Below are 16,253 nucleotides of genomic sequence, written 5' to 3' on the forward strand. Positions count from 1 at the left end.
GCCGCCCTGGTCAGAGCCCGTCCCGCTCGACCAGGGCGCGCAATTTTTTTAGGTAGGCGACCTCGGCCTCGAGCCTGCGGCAGCGCTCCTCGAGCTCCTGCTCGCGGGTGCGGGCCCGGGGTTTCGACCTCGACCCCCTCGGCCTGCCCTTCGGGCGGGGCCGCAGCGCCTCGGCGCCGCCCTCGCGGTAGAGCCTGCACCAGCGCTCCAGCGGGGACTTCGACCTGATCCCGAACTCGGCCATGGCGTCGGCCTTCGCCATCCCGCCGTCGACCACGGCCGACGCCGCGGCGACCCTCTGCTCGAATGTGTAACTGGATTGTTTCCCGCCCATGGACAGCAGCGCCTCGCTTCCGAACGCCCGGTATACCCACTGCCATTCTCTCACGGTCTCGCGGGGGACGGACAGGGCCTCGGCCGCCGGCTTGCAGCCGACGCCGGCGTCGAAGAGCTCGACGGCCCGCCTCCTGGACTCCAGGTCGTGCTTCACCCTGAGGTCTTTACTCATGGAAAACCTCCCATTTCCCGATGTCCAAGAAATGGGAGGCAGTTCACAGGCACCTTTGCGGTGGTTTTGACGCAATGGCTTAGCCGCGGTCCCAAAACGTCTCGATCTGTAACAGTTAGAACCCATTTTCCGGTCTATCTGTTACAGATCGAGACACTCAAATCCCCCTCAAGGGAAAATCTCAATCTGTAACAGTAACTCGGCAAAATCCGTCCCAGATGTTACAGATTGAGACAAAGGGACGGCGCGGTTCGGAAGTATCTCAATCTGTAACACCTAGCCTACTTTTAACGGTCCAGTTGTTACAGACTTAGACAAGCCGGCAGACAACGAAAGCGGCAACGCCCGTGATGGACGTTGCCGCTTTTCTAATGGGAAAACTACTCGGTTTTCGTTACTAACCGCCACAATGGGGACAGGCACCTTTGCGGTGGTTTTGGCCTTAACCTGCCTCTGCTTGCTAGACCGTGATGACGTTGTCCATTGCCCGGTACTTGGCGGGGACCTCGCCTGCGGTAATAATCGTTGCGTCGCGGAAGTCCGCAAACTTGACGGGCGCCACCATGCCAAATTTGCTGGCGTCCGAGATTACGAAGCGCTTGGCCGTATGGCGCATCGAGATGCGCTTTACTTGCGCCTCCTCGATATCTGGCGCCGTGAAGCCCTGCTCGGCAGCAATGCCGTTAGAACCCCAAAAGCCACAGTTGAAGTTGTAGTGGTCTAGGGTTGCCAAGGCATCGGGGCCAACGAGCGCCTCGGTCTCGGGCTTGAGCTCGCCACCCAACACCACAGTGCGCATGCCGCGCAGGGCGAGATGCTGAGCATGGAGCACGGAGTCGGTCACGTAGGTGACACCTTCAAGGTGTGGAAGATGCTCGATGAGCTTGAGCGTCGTCGAGCCCGAGTCGATGTATACAAAGCTCTCGGGCTCCACAAGCGCCGCCGCACGGGCGCAGATACGCTCCTTGTCGTCGTTATGGAGGTCGCTGCGCTCATTGAGCGTTAGGTCGCGCGTCACGTGCGCGCGTTCAAGACTCGTCGCTCCGCCGTGGACCTTGGCGATGCGGTGCGCTCGATCGAGCGTCTGCAGGTCGCGCCGAATGGTAGACGCCGTCACGCCCAGGGTATCGGCAAGCTCTGGCACAGTAACCGAGCCAGCCTGCTGCACCATCGACACAATCGCGTTGAGCCTATCTTCCGCAAGCATCGCTTACTCCTCCTCGGGGTACACGACTCCCCAGTCGGCGCGGAGCTTGGTCATAAGCTCCATAACATCATAAGCATAATCCAGCAGCTCGCGCTTGGAGTCGTCGCCGGCAACCGCCTTCTCGAGGTCGGCCATCTCGTAGCACAGGGCATAAGCCTCGGTGCCGGCGTGGACCTCCTCGCGGTGGCCGTCCGCAGTCCACACAATGGTCGCGTGATCGGCACGCGGATACTCGTTGACCTCGATATAGCACTTGTCAAAGCTGATGACCGAGCGCTTGGGCTGCTTGGAGTGAAGCGTAAGACTCACAACACCCAGCTGCTGCTCGGCATTACGGCAGACGATGCCGCCCGCAACGTCAACGCCGGTCTCACAGGTGTTGCCCAGCGAAACGACCTCAGCGGGCTGGCTTGCCATAAAGAGGCGCATAACGGACAGAGCATAGACGCCAATGTCGAGCATGGCACCGCCAGCAAGGTTGCGATTGTAGAAACGGTTGGTCAGATCGCCGTACTCCTTGTAGCTGCCAAAGTTGAGCTGAGCGAGGTTCATGCGGCCAAACTCAGCGGCATCCATGCGGCGGCGCAGCTCTTGATATAAGGGCATGTGGAGCACCGTTGTAGCGTCCATAAGGACCACGTTATGCTCGTCGGCAATGGCACGTGCCTCGTCGAGCTCGGCGGAGTTGAGGGTAATGGCCTTTTCGCAGAGCACGTGCTTGCCAGCTGCCAGGGCGGCGCGCAGGTAGGTGATATGCGTGTTATGCGGAGTGGTGATATAGATTGCGTCGATGTTAGGGTCGGCATAGAGGTCCTCGGCCGTTTCATAGACCTTCTCGATGCCATACTGCTCGGCAAAAGCTTGAGCCTTTGACAGCGTGCGGTTAGCGACGCCCGCAAGCTTGCGACCGGCAAGAGCGAGAGACTGGGCCATCTGGTTGGCGATAACGCCGCACCCAATCACAGCCCAACGAAGCTCGGGAGCCGTAAAGATATCATCGGGGAACGGCTTGCCCTGGACCGAAGCGAACGCTGCCTTTGCGGCTGCCGCGGAGTCGAGTGGAGCCTGCTTGGAATCTGCCATATGTGCCTCCTACATCGTGAAAAGTCTTTCATTTCTGACAGCTCTATATTCGCACAAATGCGCGTGTATGTGCGTGCTTCTGCGTGTATTACCGCTAAATGGTCAAAATTCAGGAGTTAACGGCGCATATACACGTATACTCACGCAATCATACGCACGCAGCTACGCACAGATGCGCATCACCTGATCCCCTGGGGACGGAGGAAAACGGATCATCTTTTACGCGGAAAGCTGTGATGATCCGTTGGGGACGGAGGAAAACGGATCATTTGAGGCGTCGCGCCAGCCAGCAGTTGCCCTTTTAACCGTTGCCTCACCGAGTTCGCAACAACGCACGAGCTGACCGACTGTCACGCCAGCCTTTCGCGCGCGCAACCACTCATTTAAGGCTGTCCCCAATGAGTACCCAATGAATAGGGATAGAAAAAAGGCCCGGGTGCCGTGGCATCCGGGCCTTTGCTAGCAACTTAACTGTTGCGGGCAGCTTAGAACTTGTGGCCGCACTTCTTGCAGACGCGCAGCTTGTTCTTGCCGTCCTTCTCGTGACCGACGCGGGTAACCTTACCGCACTCGGGGCAAACGAGATTGACGTTGGAGGCGTCGATGGGAGCCTCCTGCGAAACGATGCCGCCCTGCTGGTTGGCAGCGTTGGGCTTGACGGCCTTCTTGACGACCGAAACGCCCTCGACAACGACCTTGTTCTCGGCGGGGAGAGCACGCAGGACAACGCCCTGCTTGCCGCGATCCTTACCAGAGAGAACCTGGACCTTATCGCCCTTCTTGATATACATATATCTCCCCTAACTACAGGGTCTCGGGAGCGAGCGAGACGATCTTCATGTACTTCTTGTCACGAAGCTCGCGAGCGACGGGCCCGAAGATACGGGTGCCGACGGGCGAACCATCGTTGTTGATGACAACGCAGGCGTTCTCATCAAAGCGAATGTAGGAGCCATCCTTGCGGCGGATCTCCTTAACGGTGCGAACGACGACGCAACGGACAACGTCCTTCTTCTTGACGTTGGCGCCAGGGGTAGCCTCCTGGACAGCACCGATGAACACATCGCCGATGCCTGCATAACGACGCTTGGAACCGCCAAGCACCTTGATGCAGCGAATCTTGCGAGCGCCGGAGTTGTCGGCGACGTTCAGCATGGTTTGCATCTGAATCATGGTAGATGTTCCTCCGAACTAAGAACCGAAGAGAGGTGCGCAGCCTTTATACGGCCCGTGGTATGCAAGCCAGGCATACGCACATCTTCGGAAACGTACAAGTCGTAAGAGCGACTGCTTATTTAGCGCGCTCGACGACCTCGATGAGGCGCCAGCGCTTCATCTTGGACATAGGACGGGTCTCCATAACGCGGACGGTATCGCCCACGCCAGCCGTGCACTCCTCGTCGTGAGCGTGCAGCTTCTTGGAGCTGGTCATCATCTTGCCGTACTTGGGGTGACGCTTGCGCTCGGTGATGGTGACAACGATGGTCTTGGCACCGGAGACGGAGGTAACGACACCCGTACGGACCTTACGCGAGTTACGCGAATCAGTCATGTTCTCTCCTTAGGTCCTACTCGGCGACAGCGGACTTCTCCGCTGCGATCTCGCGGGCGCGCTGCTCCGTGAGGACGCGAGCGATGTCCTTCTTCACGGTGTTGACGCGAGCGGTGTTGTCCAGCTGGCTGGTGGCCATCTGGAAACGAAGGTTAAAGAGCTCGGCGCGCATTTCCTTCAGCTTCTCAACGAGCTGAGCGTCCGAGAGCTCACGAATCTCTGCGGGCTTCATTAGTTCTCCTCCTTGGCGGCGGCGGCGTCCTCAGCAGCCCACTTGGCCTCGAGAGCGGCCTCCTCAGCCATCTCCTTCTGGATGCGCTGCTCAGCGTTCTTGGCAGCAACAATCTTGGTCTTGATGGGAAGCTTGTGCTGTGCAAGACGCAGAGCCTCGCGAGCGACCTCCTCGGGCACGCCCTTGACCTCGAACATGATGCGGCCGGGCTTGACGACGGCCACCCACTCCTCGGGGTTACCCTTACCAGAACCCATGCGAGTCTCGGCAGGCTTCTTGGTGATGGGCTTATCGGGGAAGATCGTGATGTAGACACGACCGCCACGCTTCATGTAGCGGGTCATGGCAATACGAGCGGCCTCGATCTGACGGTTGGTGATCCAATGGGCCTCGAGAGCCTGGATACCAAACTCGCCGAAATGCAGCTCGGTATTACCCTTGGCCTGGCCCTTCATGGAGCCACGCTGCACCTTGCGGTGAAGAATACGCTTAGGGGCAAGCACTACTGACCCCTCCTCTCGGAGTTACGACGACGAGGACGGGAAGAGCCCTCGAGTGCAGGGTTGGGAACAGGCTGGCCCGGGAGCTTCTCGCCCAGGTAGATCCAGACCTTCACGCCGCAGGCACCCATGGTGGTGCTGGCGACAGCCGTGCCGTAGTCGATCTTGGCGCGGAGGGTGTGCAGAGGCACGCGACCCTCACGGTACCACTCACGACGGCCCATCTCGGCACCGCCGAGACGACCGGAGCACTGGATACGGATGCCCTTGGCGCCGGCCTTGCGGGCGGACTGGACAGCCTTGCGCATAGCGCGACGGAAGGCAACGCGGCCCTCGAGCTGCTCAGCGATGGACTGAGCAACGAGGTTGGCGTCGAGCTCGGGGCGCTTAATCTCGACAACGTCGACGGAGAGCTGGCCCTTGGAGACGCCAGCGACCTTCTCGAGCTCGGTGCGGAGGGTATCGATCTCGGCACCCTTCTTACCGATGACAACGCCGGGGCGAGCGGTGAGGATGATGACCTTCACCTTGTCGCCAGCGCGCTCGATCTCGACGCGGGAGACAGCTGCGCGGGAAAGACGCTTCTCGAGGTACTTGCGGATCTCGAGATCGTTACCGAGGGTCTTAGCGTAATCCTTCTCTGCGAACCAGCGGGAGCGCCAGTTCTCGGTGATGCCAAGACGGAAGCCGGTGGGGTAGACTTTCTGACCCATACAGCTTTACGCCTCCTTTCGAGGAGCAACGACGACGGTGATGTGGGAAGTACGCTTCAGAATGCGAGAAGCGGAACCCTTGGCGCGGGGACGGATGCGCTTAAGCGTCGGACCCTCGTCAACATAGGCAGCGGCGACAACCAGGTTGTCGGCACGCAGACCATTGTTGTTCTCGGCGTTCGCAACGGCGGAACGGAGAACCTTCTCGACATCCACGGCGACGGCGCGGTCGCAGAAGTGGAGGATGTCGAAGGCCTGAGCGACAGGCTTGCGGCGGATCAGATCGACCACCAGGCGGGCCTTGCTGGGGGAAACACGCACGTACTTAGCGACGGCGCGAACCTCGGTGGCCTCAGTTTCAATAGACTTAGTTGCCATTTACGGTTAACCCCCTATTTGGCCTTGTGGCCACGGAACGTACGAGTCGGCGCGAACTCGCCGAGCTTGTGACCAACCATGGACTCGGTAACATACACGGGCACATGCTTGCGGCCGTCGTGGACGGCGATGGTGTGACCAACCATCTCGGGGAAGATGGTGGACGCGCGGGACCAGGTCTTCACGACGTCCTTCTTGCCAGCCTCGTTCATCGCGGTGATACGCGAGAGAAGGCGAGTCTCCACGAACGGGCCCTTTTTGAGACTTCTGCTCATAAGTGCTTTCTCCTAAAACTCGGTATCCGAAATTACTTCTTACGGCGACGAATGATGTGCTGGTTCGAGACCTTCTTCTTCTTGCGCGTACGAAGGCCCTTCGTCGGCTTACCCCAGGGGGTAACAGAGGGACGACCAGAGGTGTGGTTCTTGCCCTCGCCACCGCCGTGCGGGTGGTCGACAGGGTTCATGACGGTACCGCGGACGGTCGGGCGCACGTTCATGTGACGCTTACGGCCGGCCTTGCCGATGACGATGTTGGAGTGATCGGCGTTGCCGACCTCACCGACGGTGGCGCGGCAGGTAACGAGGATGCGGCGCATCTCGGAGGAAGGCATACGGACGATAGCGTACTTGCCCTCCTTACCCATCAGCTGGCAGGAGTTACCGGCGGAACGGGCGATAGCAGCGCCCTTGCCCGGCTGGAACTCGACGGCGTGGATGAGCGTACCGACGGGGATGTCGGCAAGGGGCAGAGCGTTGCCCGGCTTGATGTCGGCGTCAGAACCGGACATGATGGTCTGACCGACCTCGAGGCCCTTGGGGGCCAGGATGTAGCGCTTCTCACCGTCAGCGTAGTGCAGCAGAGCGATGCGAGCGGAACGGTTCGGATCGTACTCGATCGTGGCAACCTTGGCGGGCACGCCGTCCTTGTTGCGCTTGAAGTCGATCACGCGGTAACGACGCTTCACGCCGCCGCCCTGGTGGCGGGTGGTGATGCGGCCGTTGTTGTTACGACCGGCCTTCTTGGGCAGGGGCTCGAGAAGAGACTTCTCGGGCTTGGTGCAGGTGATCTCGGAGAAGTCGGAGATCGTCTGCCAACGCCTACCAGCGGAGGTCGGCTTAAGGTGCTTTACAGCCATTACAATCCCTTTCAATAGGAATCCGTTAGCCATCGCAGACAGGGATTCGAGGTTCTGCCTCGGGTGCGATGACACCGGACGTATACACGGCTCCGGGCGTGTCCATTTTATACGCCCAAAACCTTGAGCTCTCGCCTCCCCTATTTGGGAGGCATGAGCTCACTCAACAGCAGCGAGTCTTAGGCCTGGTTGCCAAAGACCTCGATGGTGTCGCCCTCGGCCAGCGTGACGATGGCCTTCTTCCAAGAACGGGTCTTGCCGGCGACATAGCGCACGCGCTTGGTCTTGGGCTTGACCGTCAGGGTGTTCACGCGAACGACCTTGACGCCGAAGATCTCCTCGACAGCGTCCTTGATCTGATACTTGTTAGCATCCTTGGCGACCTCGAACGTGTACTTGTTCTGCTCCATGCCGGAGAAGGAACGCTCGGACACGATCGGACGGATGATGATCTCGTGGGCGGTCATTTAAGCAAGCACCTCCCCGAAGTGAGCGGCGATGTCGGCGGGCATCAGCACGGCGTTGTTGTTGACGAGATCGTAGGTGTTGGCCTCGTCGGCAGTGATGATGAACGTCTTGGGAATGTTGCGGAACGACAGGTAGGCGTTGACGTCCTCATCGCGAACGATGATGGTCAGACGCTTGCCCTCAAGGCCGAGAGCCTTGAGCATGGCGACGGCAGCCTTGGTGGAAGGCTTCTCGAAGCCGTAGTCGTCGACGAGCACGAGCTCGCCATCGGCCAGCTTGGCGGACAGCGCGGAGCGCATAGCCAGCTTGACCTCCTTGTTGTTCATACGCTTAGCGTAGGAACGGGGCTTGGGGGCGAAGACGACGCCACCGTGACGCCACTGGGCAGCACGGATGGAACCCTGGCGGGCACGGCCGGTGCCCTTCTGACGCCAAGGCTTCTTGCCGCCACCGGAAACCTCAGAGCGGCCCTTAGCGGACTGGGTGCCCTGACGCCAAGAGGCCATCTGGCACTTGACGATGTGGTGCATAACGTGGATGTTCGGCTCGATGCCGTACACCTCAGCGGCGAGCTCGGCCTCGGCGACCTTCTTGCCCTCGCTGTTCTTTACTTCAAACTTTGCCATTTAAGTGTTCTCCTTGGTATGACGCTGGGCTAAATGGGCTGGGCCCTTAGGCCATACGGATGGCGACGAGACCATTCTTGGCACCCGGGACAGCGCCCTTGACCAAGATGAGGTTCTGCTCGGCATCGATGCGGACAACGGAAAGGTTCTTGACGGTAACGCGCTCGTTACCCATGTGACCGGCCATCTTGACGCCCTTGAGGACGCGCGCAGGATAGGCGCACTGACCGATAGAACCGGGGTGACGCTGGAAGTGAGAACCATGCGTCATAGGACCGCGGCGCTGACCCCAGCGCTTGATGCGACCCTGGAAGCCCTTACCCTTGGAGGTACCGATGACGTCGACCTTCTCGACATCAGCGAAATCAGCGACGGTGACGACCTCGCCGACCTTGTGCTCCTCGCCGTTCTCGACGCGGACCTCACGAAGGAAGCGGACAGGCTCGACGCCAGCCTTGGCGAAGTGACCAGCCATGGGCTTGTTCACGTTCTTGGCCTTGATGTCGCCGAAACCGATCTGGACGGCATCATAGCCGTCGGTTGCCTGAGTTTTAACCTGCGAGACAGCGCAGGGGCCAGCCTGGATGACCGTGACGGGAACGACGTTGTCGTCCTCGTCCCAAACCTGGGTCATGCCAATCTTGCGGCCGAGAATCATGCTGATCAAGATATGATCCCAACTCTCGCGTGGTCTTGGGACAATGCGTACACCACCGAGCGTACGCCCCTAGAGGACCACTACTTACACGACGTGCTCCCCAGCCTTGTATTTCGCCCGGACTACCTGACAACCCTATTAAGCAGGCATTTTGTCCAGCCAGAATACTCCCCTGGTTACACACAGCTGTTTAGTATACACGGCTGCGGGCGTATCCATCGAGATTCATATTTCACTCACATTGTTTACGCAGGTAAAGTGCGTGGCACGTTCCCAGTGTGCGGCGGAGGGGGCGGGCCTGAGACATATTAAGGTTGCTGCTCTACAGTCCTGCTCACGACGGAGAGCACATTAAGTGCTCTCCTGTTCGTGCGGAACTCGCGACAACCTTAATATGTCTCAGGCCCGCCCCCTCCGCCGCACACTGGGAACGCCACGTTGATGTCTGCTAAACCTTGCTCGCTCAGGCTAATGACTTTGTTGGGGGTCCACTATTTGCTGGAGAGTGAACTTGCATTGGGGCCTGTCACTCTCTCCTTGCAAATCTTCTTCGTCAAAATCGAAGATCATGATGGCGCAGTTGGGGAGTTTTGTTGGGAGCTCGAAGCCCTCTGGGGCTGCAGCCTTAATGAATTGGCGGCTGGCGCTGCCGTGGCTTACTGCTAGGAGGGCTTCGATGCCCTCGGAGTCCATGAGATTAGTGAGGGTGCCTACCATGCGTTCTTGCAGCGCCTGGTTTCCTTCTCCTCCGAAGGGGACCAGGTCCTCGCCCGGATCCCAGACGTCGGTGGGCAGCGCGCCGTGCGGGCCTTCTTCGAAGGAGCCGTAGCAGCGCTCGATGATGCCTTCGCAGGGCTCGACTGCTGCGTCCGGGCCAAGGAGTTCGGTTGCGACGAGCTGAGCTGTGTCCATGGCTCGGCCTAAGGGTGATGAGACCACTTTGTCGGGGACAACGTCGTGGCTCTTGAGCCATGCGGCTGCCATTCCCGCTTGTTTGCGGCCCAGGTCGGTCAGCGGTGAATCGCAGCGGCCCTGGACCAGCTTTTTGACGTTGAACTCCGTCTGGCCGTGGCGGAGTAGATACAGCTTCTTCATGCTCTCCCCTTCTGCATAACCTGCTTTGCCGGCACAGCCTTACTCGTGGGTATGTCCTACGTAGTCTTCGTCGATCGTAATCTTGGCAATCGACTTGGGATATTCCGATTCGACCCGTTGTGCCAGCGCGTGCTTTACGTCTTCGGCACTCATCTGCAGATCCGAGGGACGCACGCAGTCAAAGATCACGTTGGTGTGCGTAGGGCCCGGCACGCAACGCAGATCGTGAATCGAAAGGCGGCTATTAATCTCCTGGGCCATAGCGTTGATGCGCAGGCGCATGCTCGCCACATTTGAATCGTCGGTCACGATGGGATCGTAATGGAGCGTGACGATCATGCCGTCTTCGTCCCTAAACGACTGCTCGATGTTATCGAGCGTGTCATGACTTTCCAGCGGGCTGGCCTCGGCTGACATCTCGGCGTGAGCGCTTGCGAACTTCCTGCCCGGGCCATAGTCGTGAACCATTAGGTCATGAACGCCCAAAACGCCGGGATAGCTCATGATCTTGTCTCGAATGTGCTTTACCAACTTGGGATCGGGTGCCTGGCCCAAAAGCGGACTCACCGTATCTTGGATAAGCTCAAAGCCGCTCCAGCCAATATAGGCGCCAACGGCAAGTCCAACCCAGGCATCAAGATTGATATGCGTCACCTGGGAAACAATTGCGCACGCCAGCACAGCACCCGTAGCAAGGACATCGTTCTTGGAATCCTGAGCGGTCGCATGCAGCGTCTCGGACTCAATGCGGTCACCGAGCTTTTGGTTGAGGGCTGCCATCCACAGCTTAACAATCATCGAAAGCACTAGAACTGCCACCAGGGCAAGCGAGAACTCGACAGGTTCGGGGTGGATGACGCGCTCAACCGAGGACTTCACCAGCTCAACGCCGATCAGCAGCACGAGCGCCGCCACGACCAGACCCGAGAGATACTCGTAGCGGCCATGTCCGTAAGGATGCTCGGGGTCCGCCGGCTTGCTCGCCAGCTTAAAGCCCAGCACACTCACGATATTCGAGCTGGCATCGGACAGGTTGTTCATGGCATCCGCCACAATCGAAACCGATCCCGACAGCACACCAATTGCGCCCTTCGCAGCACAAAGCGCAACATTAGCGAGAATACACACCATGCCCGTCAACGTGCCCACGCGCGCACGGTCGCCCTGCGCACGACGAACGATCCACTCGACCATCTTCATCAGCCCCCACGGTACTGCCTATATATATCTATTGCTCAAACGGTTTGTAGTGTAGCCACTTTGTCCTTCAGATACAAAAAGGCCGCGACCCACACGGGCCACGGCCTTGGAGCATGGCAAAGGAATCGTCCTTGTGTCGCACAGGTTTACGCGCTTACTTCGGCCACGCTCTTCGAGGTTTCGGGTGAATCGGCTCCGTCCCCCATCGTCTGCCCCTTCGCCGGCACCACGCCAAAGCAGTAGCTCAGCGCCGCAGACACCGCAAATGCCACACCGCCGGCAGCGCAGCACCACAGCAGGTTCGAGATGCCGCCCGTGGCAAAGCCAATGACCATGAAGACATTCGTCATGCCGATGGTATAGGCCGTAACGTGGCCCACGGCTGCAACAAGGCCTCCGACGGCGCCGCCAATGGCCATGCACGTCAGGCACCTGCCATATTTAAAGCCGCAACCGTACAGCGCCGGCTCGCTTACGCCGCCAAGAACACCCGAGATTGAATAGCCCAGCATGAGCGCCTTCTCGTCCTTATCCGCAACGCGAAGCGACGCGCCAAAGGGCATGCCCCAAACGGCGAACGTTGCCATCGTCGCGGCGATCAGGATGCACGAATCCGTTCCCACACTCATAAACTGCGCGTACGCAAGCGATAGAACGACGTTGCTGACACCCGCGATCTTAAGAAACTCCCAACCCGCGGCAAGCCCCATGAGCGTGAGCAGCGACACGATGCCACCGGAATTGCCAAGCATAAACATAAGCTGGCCCAACAGCATGCCCAGATAGCTGCCCGCCGGCGCCGTGATACACAGCGAAACCGGAACCATGACAAGCATGGTCGCAAACGGAACGAACGAAAACGCCACGGCCTTAGGGATAACGCGCTGAAAGAAACACTCCACTCGCCATAGCACGGGCACCGAGATGAGAATCGGAATAACAGTCGTCGTGTAATCGTTGACCGGCGCGGGAAGCAGACCATACACGGAAGTCATCGATGCCCCCGTCGTCGATGCGGCATCGACAAGCTTGAGTAAATCGGGTGCAATCAATACGCCGCCCAGCATCATGCCCAGCTGCTCCGAGCAACCGAGCTGGCGGGCGGCCGCCCAACCAAGATAAATGGGCAAAAAGTAGTAGCCGGCGTTATAGAGCCAACTGTAGAACAGGCGATAGATATCGGAATCGGCAGACCACAGGCCCAGCATGCCTTCGCCCATAATGACGGCGACGGTGCGGAACAACGCCGCGCAGACAATAAACGGCAGCGCCGACATCATGCTTTTGGACAGATAGTCCACCACGGCCATGGCGTTTGATGAAACCGACGTTGTAAACGAGGTGTTAGAAACTTGTGACATGGAACGCCTTTCCCAATGTGACATGCGAGCTTTCCCTTTGTCACATCGTGCGGTACTGACCGATTGCGCGGTACTTTTCGTAGCGGAGGTTTGTGAGGGTCGCGTCGTCGAGCTGCCCAAGCGTATCGAAGGCATCAAATGCCGAGGACATGACGGCACCGGCGATCTCCTCATGCGACAGGCCCCTATCGTCAACAATGCCGTCGATGATGCCGAGCGCCAACAGATCGGGGGCCGTGAGCTTAAGTGCCTCGGCGGCCTCATTCGCGCGCTCGGTATCCTTCCACAGGATCGACGCACAGGCCTCGGGGCTCACGACCGAATAGGCCGAGCTCGAGAGCATCAGGATGCGGTCGGCCACGGATAGCGCCAGCGCGCCACCAGAGCCGCCCTCGCCTGTCACCACCGAGACAATCGGCGTCTTAAGGCCGCTCATCTCCATGAGATTCTGGGCAATCGCCTCGCCCTGGCCGCGCTCCTCGGCACCGATGCCGCAAAACGCGCCCGAAGTATCGACCAGGCACAGAACCGGTCGACCAAACTTTTCGGCCTGGCGCATCAGGCGACGCGCTTTGCGGTAGCCCTCGGGATGTGCCATACCAAAGTTGCGACGCATGCGCTCTTTGGTCGTGGTGCCGCGCTCGATGGCGATGACCGTTACGGGGCGTCCGTCTTTCCAGCCAATGCCAGCCACCACAGCAGCGTCGTCGCCAAAGTAGCGGTCGCCGTGCAGCTCCACAAATCCATCCAGGCCCAGCGAGATCATCTCGCCTGCCGTGGCGCGATCTGCCGAGCGGGTCTGCTTGACAATCTCGAACGCGGTTTTTGGTGCGGCCGAGCGCTTGAACAAGTGTCCCAGCTTTTTGCCGCGGCGACCCGTATGCACGATCTCATGCGGTGCCCCCAGGCCGGGCGCGTGCCCTTCGTGCAGCGCCAGCAGCTCGCCTACCGTGAGCGCAATCTCACCACGCGGAACAACGGCATCGCAAAAGCCGTGCTCCAGCAAAAACTCGGAGCGCTGGAATCCCTTGGGCAGGCGCTTGTGCATGTTCTGCTCGATCACGCGCGGGCCGGCAAATGCCGTCAGGGCATCGGGCTCGGCCAGGATAATGTCGCCCTCCATGGCAAAGCTCGCGGTTACGCCTCCGGTCGTGGGGTCGGTGAGCACCGTGATATACAGGCCGCCCGCCTCGCTGTGGCGCCTAACCGCCGCAGAAATCTTGGCCATCTGCATAAGCGATGTCACGCCCTCTTGCATGCGCGCACCGCCCGAAACGGTAAAGCCGACAACTGGCAATCCAAGCTCGGTCGCTCGCTCAAATGTGCGACAGATCTTCTCGCCCACCACGGAACCCATCGAGCCCATCATAAAGTTGGCGTCCATAAAGAAGAGCGCGGTATCGCAACCGCAGATTTTGCCCCTGCCGCACACAACGGCATCGTGCTCGCCCGAACGCTCGCTCACGCTCTTGAGCTTGTCGGCATAGCCGGGAAACGAGAGGAAGTCCTCCGGCGCCAGACTGGCATCCCATTCCTCAAACGTGCCCTCGTCAATCGTCATGCGCATGCGGTCGCGCCCGCTCACGCGAAAGTGTTTGCCGCAACGAGGGCAGACCTCGAGGTTGTCGTGCAGGCGCGCCTCATCGATCACGCGGCGGCACTCCGGGCACTTGATAAACACGTGGCGCGCGGGAAACTCGGCGCACGACTCGGTCATCGGTCCCTCGAGGACGTTGACCGTCTTCGCTTTTCTATTCATCAGCATAGAGATGCCCCATCAGATCGGTGTGATACATGCCCGACAAGAACTCGTCGTTTGCCAGCACGTCGAGCTGAAGCTCGCTGTTTTCGCTCACGCCCTCAATCACGAGCTCGCCCAGGGCCGAGCGCATCTTGCGAATGGCGCCGTCACGCGTGGGCGCACACACGATGAGCTTGCCAAGCATGGAGTCGTAGTACGGCGGAACTTTAGCACCGGTAAACATGGCGGAATCCCAGCGCACGCGCGGACCACCCGGCACACGCAACGCGGTGACCGTTCCGCATGACGGCAGAAAGTCCGGCGTTTCGGCATTGATGCGGCACTCCATGGCGTGGTTGCGGACCGGCATGTCCTCCTGCTCAAAGGGCAGAGGCTGGCCGGCTGCCACGCGCAGCTGCCACTTGACCAAGTCGGTATCGGTCACAAACTCCGTAACCGGATGCTCCACCTGCAAGCGCGTGTTCATTTCCATAAAGTAGAAATTGCCGTCGTCCGAATACAGGAACTCGATGGTACCGGCTCCTTCGTAGCCGACGGCACGAGCCAGGTCACGCGCTGCCTTGTGCATGCGAGCACGAATGTCGTCGTGTCCGTCGAGGCACGGCGCGGGGCTCTCCTCGATTAGCTTTTGGTTGCGCCGCTGCACCGAGCACTCGCGCTCGCCGAGCGAAAACACATGGCCCTGCTTATCGGCCATAATCTGTACCTCAACGTGATGCGCCGGCGCGACGAACTTCTCCATGTAGCACTCGCCGTCGCCAAAAACGGCCTCGCCCTCGGCTCGTGCTTCAATAAAGGCCTTTGCCGCATCTTCCACGCGCTCGACCTTACGAATACCGCGACCGCCGCCGCCCGCACGCGCCTTAATAAGCACGGGGCAGCCAATGCGCTCAGCCTCGGCCGTTGCCTCCTCGGGACTTTTGAGCAAATCGCAGCCCGGCACGATGGGCACGCCCGCCGCGGCAGCCGTTCGACGTGCGGCGTCCTTGTCGCCCATGCTGTCGATCACCTTGGCCGAAGGACCAACAAACGCCAGGCCATACTTGTCGCAGTCGCGCACGAAGCTCGCCTTCTCGGAAAAGAAGCCATAGCCGGGATGAATTGCCTTAGCTCCCGACTTTACGGCACAGGTGAGCACGGCATCGTCGTTGAGGTAGCTCTCGGCAAGACGCGGGCCACCGATGCAATACGCCTCGTCGGCAAGCTGCACGTGCAGCGCGTCCGCATCGGCCGTGGAATAAACAGCGACGGTCTTGATGCCCATATCGCGGCACGCGCGGATAACACGGACCGCGACTTCGCCGCGGTTGGCGATGAGCACTTTGTCGAACATGGAGCCTTCCTTAACTTTCGTGCATGAGTGCAAAAGACATATCGGCGCGGCAGCAAACCTCACCGTTGACGCTCGCGGTACCCGTCGCAAAGCGGAACGGCCCGCGCGCACGCGTGATGGAGCACACCAGATCCACCGTGTCGCCCGGGCGCACCGGACGCTTAAAGCGCACCTTGTCCAGACTCGTGTAGAACGGCGTCGCGCCGCGCGCCTCCTCATCGCCCATCAGCAGCACGCAGCAGTTTTGGGCGAGCATCTCGCACTGGATCACGCCGGGGACCACCGGGTTTCCCGGAAAATGCCCCTGCAAAAAGTATTCGTCGCCCGTAATCGTGATCTTGCCGTGGGCCTCGTCGCCCACCAGCTCGGCTTCGTCGAGCAAAAGCATCGGCTCGCGATGCGGCAACAGTTCCTTAAGCTCTTCTTTGTTCATGGATAT

20 protein-coding genes and 1 pseudogene are annotated in these 16,253 nt (G+C 59.8%); all 21 read right to left on the minus strand.

Translation table 11 applies throughout. The features are described 5' to 3' along the window. Nucleotides 1–10: 10 nt before the first annotated feature. The 21 genes and pseudogenes from GXM19_RS05315 to fabZ all read right to left on the minus strand — a co-directional run bounded on the left by GXM19_RS05315 (nt 11) and on the right by fabZ (nt 16,247). Complete coding sequence (locus tag GXM19_RS05315) at nt 11–508, minus strand: helix-turn-helix domain-containing protein (protein WP_006235046.1); 498 nt, start codon at nt 506–508, stop codon at nt 11–13. A 460-nt stretch (nt 509–968) separates the two neighbouring features. Next, the gene (locus tag GXM19_RS05320; protein WP_006235045.1) at nt 969–1,715 is read right to left on the minus strand and encodes a DeoR/GlpR family DNA-binding transcription regulator; all 747 of its coding nucleotides are present in this window, start codon (nt 1,713–1,715) and stop codon (nt 969–971) included. 3 nt (nt 1,716–1,718) lie between these two features. Then, nucleotides 1,719–2,798 carry a Gfo/Idh/MocA family protein gene (locus GXM19_RS05325; RefSeq protein ID WP_006235044.1) on the minus strand — a complete coding sequence of 360 codons (1,080 nt, stop codon included), beginning with the start codon at nt 2,796–2,798 and terminating at the stop codon, nt 1,719–1,721. A gap of 485 nt (nt 2,799–3,283) precedes the next feature. After that, a complete protein-coding gene (gene rplX / locus GXM19_RS05330; RefSeq protein WP_006235043.1) occupies nt 3,284–3,589 on the minus strand; it encodes a 50S ribosomal protein L24 in 306 nt (101 codons plus the stop codon). 13 nt (nt 3,590–3,602) lie between these two features. Then, nucleotides 3,603–3,971 carry a 50S ribosomal protein L14 gene (gene rplN, locus GXM19_RS05335; RefSeq protein WP_006235041.1) on the minus strand — a complete coding sequence of 123 codons (369 nt, stop codon included), beginning with the start codon at nt 3,969–3,971 and terminating at the stop codon, nt 3,603–3,605. Between the two features lie 118 nt (nt 3,972–4,089). Continuing rightward, nucleotides 4,090–4,350 carry a 30S ribosomal protein S17 gene (gene rpsQ, locus GXM19_RS05340; protein ID WP_006235040.1) on the minus strand — a complete coding sequence of 87 codons (261 nt, stop codon included), beginning with the start codon at nt 4,348–4,350 and terminating at the stop codon, nt 4,090–4,092. A gap of 16 nt (nt 4,351–4,366) precedes the next feature. Beyond that, a complete protein-coding gene (gene rpmC, locus GXM19_RS05345) occupies nt 4,367–4,582 on the minus strand; it encodes a 50S ribosomal protein L29 (protein ID WP_006235039.1) in 216 nt (71 codons plus the stop codon). An 89-nt stretch (nt 4,583–4,671) separates the two neighbouring features. Continuing rightward, nucleotides 4,672–5,085 (minus strand): annotated as a pseudogene (gene rplP / locus GXM19_RS05350) (50S ribosomal protein L16); the annotation flags it as partial. Continuing rightward, nucleotides 5,085–5,795 carry a 30S ribosomal protein S3 gene (gene rpsC, locus GXM19_RS05355; RefSeq protein ID WP_006235037.1) on the minus strand — a complete coding sequence of 237 codons (711 nt, stop codon included), beginning with the start codon at nt 5,793–5,795 and terminating at the stop codon, nt 5,085–5,087. The gene rpsC and the pseudogene rplP, both read right to left, overlap by 1 nt. Nucleotides 5,796–5,801: 6 nt before the next feature. Beyond that, entirely contained in the window at nt 5,802–6,173 is a 372-nt protein-coding gene (gene rplV / locus GXM19_RS05360; RefSeq protein ID WP_006235036.1) for a 50S ribosomal protein L22, read from the minus strand. A gap of 14 nt (nt 6,174–6,187) precedes the next feature. Then, a complete protein-coding gene (gene rpsS / locus GXM19_RS05365) occupies nt 6,188–6,448 on the minus strand; it encodes a 30S ribosomal protein S19 (protein ID WP_006235035.1) in 261 nt (86 codons plus the stop codon). Nucleotides 6,449–6,480: 32 nt separating this feature from the next. Next, nucleotides 6,481–7,311 carry a 50S ribosomal protein L2 gene (gene rplB, locus GXM19_RS05370; protein ID WP_022094198.1) on the minus strand — a complete coding sequence of 277 codons (831 nt, stop codon included), beginning with the start codon at nt 7,309–7,311 and terminating at the stop codon, nt 6,481–6,483. Between the two features lie 179 nt (nt 7,312–7,490). Next, the gene (gene rplW, locus GXM19_RS05375) at nt 7,491–7,778 is read right to left on the minus strand and encodes a 50S ribosomal protein L23 (protein ID WP_006235033.1); all 288 of its coding nucleotides are present in this window, start codon (nt 7,776–7,778) and stop codon (nt 7,491–7,493) included. Next, on the minus strand, nt 7,779–8,405 hold the full coding sequence (rplD, locus tag GXM19_RS05380; RefSeq protein WP_006235032.1) for a 50S ribosomal protein L4: 627 nt from the start codon (nt 8,403–8,405) through the stop codon (nt 7,779–7,781). 46 nt (nt 8,406–8,451) lie between these two features. Continuing rightward, nucleotides 8,452–9,072 (minus strand): 50S ribosomal protein L3, encoded by a 621-nt coding sequence (gene rplC, locus GXM19_RS05385; RefSeq protein WP_035137484.1) that lies wholly within the window; start codon nt 9,070–9,072, stop codon nt 8,452–8,454. A gap of 459 nt (nt 9,073–9,531) precedes the next feature. Next, nucleotides 9,532–10,158, minus strand: coding sequence for a histidine phosphatase family protein (locus GXM19_RS05390; RefSeq protein ID WP_006235030.1), 627 nt, complete (start codon nt 10,156–10,158; stop codon nt 9,532–9,534). Between the two features lie 39 nt (nt 10,159–10,197). Then, nucleotides 10,198–11,358, minus strand: coding sequence for a cation diffusion facilitator family transporter (locus GXM19_RS05395; protein ID WP_006235029.1), 1,161 nt, complete (start codon nt 11,356–11,358; stop codon nt 10,198–10,200). A gap of 146 nt (nt 11,359–11,504) precedes the next feature. After that, nucleotides 11,505–12,719 (minus strand): PTS sugar transporter subunit IIC, encoded by a 1,215-nt coding sequence (locus tag GXM19_RS05400; protein WP_050766118.1) that lies wholly within the window; start codon nt 12,717–12,719, stop codon nt 11,505–11,507. Between the two features lie 40 nt (nt 12,720–12,759). Next, nucleotides 12,760–14,484, minus strand: a complete 1,725-nt coding sequence (locus GXM19_RS05405; RefSeq protein ID WP_006235027.1) for an acetyl-CoA carboxylase carboxyl transferase subunit — start codon at nt 14,482–14,484, stop codon at nt 12,760–12,762. Further along, nucleotides 14,471–15,814 carry an acetyl-CoA carboxylase biotin carboxylase subunit gene (locus GXM19_RS05410; RefSeq protein WP_006235026.1) on the minus strand — a complete coding sequence of 448 codons (1,344 nt, stop codon included), beginning with the start codon at nt 15,812–15,814 and terminating at the stop codon, nt 14,471–14,473. The genes GXM19_RS05405 and GXM19_RS05410 overlap by 14 nt, the downstream gene beginning before the upstream one ends. A 10-nt stretch (nt 15,815–15,824) precedes the next feature. Continuing rightward, entirely contained in the window at nt 15,825–16,247 is a 423-nt protein-coding gene (fabZ, locus tag GXM19_RS05415) for a 3-hydroxyacyl-ACP dehydratase FabZ (protein ID WP_006235025.1), read from the minus strand. Nucleotides 16,248–16,253 lie beyond the last annotated feature (6 nt).

Source organism: Collinsella aerofaciens ATCC 25986 (assembly GCF_010509075.1).
Lineage (GTDB): Bacteria > Actinomycetota > Coriobacteriia > Coriobacteriales > Coriobacteriaceae > Collinsella > Collinsella aerofaciens.

Coding starts and splice junctions, on each gene's coding strand:
- rpsS (WP_006235035.1), bottom strand. CDS start 6,448: ATGAGCAGAAGTCTCAAAAAGGGCCCGTTCGTGGAGACTCGCCTTCTC.
- GXM19_RS05410 (WP_006235026.1), bottom strand. CDS start 15,814: ATGTTCGACAAAGTGCTCATCGCCAACCGCGGCGAAGTCGCGGTCCGT.
- GXM19_RS05320 (WP_006235045.1), bottom strand. CDS start 1,715: ATGCTTGCGGAAGATAGGCTCAACGCGATTGTGTCGATGGTGCAGCAG.
- GXM19_RS05405 (WP_006235027.1), bottom strand. CDS start 14,484: ATGCTGATGAATAGAAAAGCGAAGACGGTCAACGTCCTCGAGGGACCG.
- GXM19_RS05315 (WP_006235046.1), bottom strand. CDS start 508: ATGAGTAAAGACCTCAGGGTGAAGCACGACCTGGAGTCCAGGAGGCGG.
- rplB (WP_022094198.1), bottom strand. CDS start 7,311: ATGGCTGTAAAGCACCTTAAGCCGACCTCCGCTGGTAGGCGTTGGCAG.
- GXM19_RS05400 (WP_050766118.1), bottom strand. CDS start 12,719: ATGTCACAAGTTTCTAACACCTCGTTTACAACGTCGGTTTCATCAAAC.
- rplD (WP_006235032.1), bottom strand. CDS start 8,405: ATGGCAAAGTTTGAAGTAAAGAACAGCGAGGGCAAGAAGGTCGCCGAG.
- rpsQ (WP_006235040.1), bottom strand. CDS start 4,350: ATGACTGATTCGCGTAACTCGCGTAAGGTCCGTACGGGTGTCGTTACC.
- fabZ (WP_006235025.1), bottom strand. CDS start 16,247: ATGAACAAAGAAGAGCTTAAGGAACTGTTGCCGCATCGCGAGCCGATG.
- rplW (WP_006235033.1), bottom strand. CDS start 7,778: ATGACCGCCCACGAGATCATCATCCGTCCGATCGTGTCCGAGCGTTCC.
- rplV (WP_006235036.1), bottom strand. CDS start 6,173: ATGGCAACTAAGTCTATTGAAACTGAGGCCACCGAGGTTCGCGCCGTC.
- rpmC (WP_006235039.1), bottom strand. CDS start 4,582: ATGAAGCCCGCAGAGATTCGTGAGCTCTCGGACGCTCAGCTCGTTGAG.
- rplN (WP_006235041.1), bottom strand. CDS start 3,971: ATGATTCAGATGCAAACCATGCTGAACGTCGCCGACAACTCCGGCGCT.
- rplX (WP_006235043.1), bottom strand. CDS start 3,589: ATGTATATCAAGAAGGGCGATAAGGTCCAGGTTCTCTCTGGTAAGGAT.
- GXM19_RS05390 (WP_006235030.1), bottom strand. CDS start 10,158: ATGAAGAAGCTGTATCTACTCCGCCACGGCCAGACGGAGTTCAACGTC.
- rpsC (WP_006235037.1), bottom strand. CDS start 5,795: ATGGGTCAGAAAGTCTACCCCACCGGCTTCCGTCTTGGCATCACCGAG.
- GXM19_RS05395 (WP_006235029.1), bottom strand. CDS start 11,358: ATGAAGATGGTCGAGTGGATCGTTCGTCGTGCGCAGGGCGACCGTGCG.
- GXM19_RS05325 (WP_006235044.1), bottom strand. CDS start 2,798: ATGGCAGATTCCAAGCAGGCTCCACTCGACTCCGCGGCAGCCGCAAAG.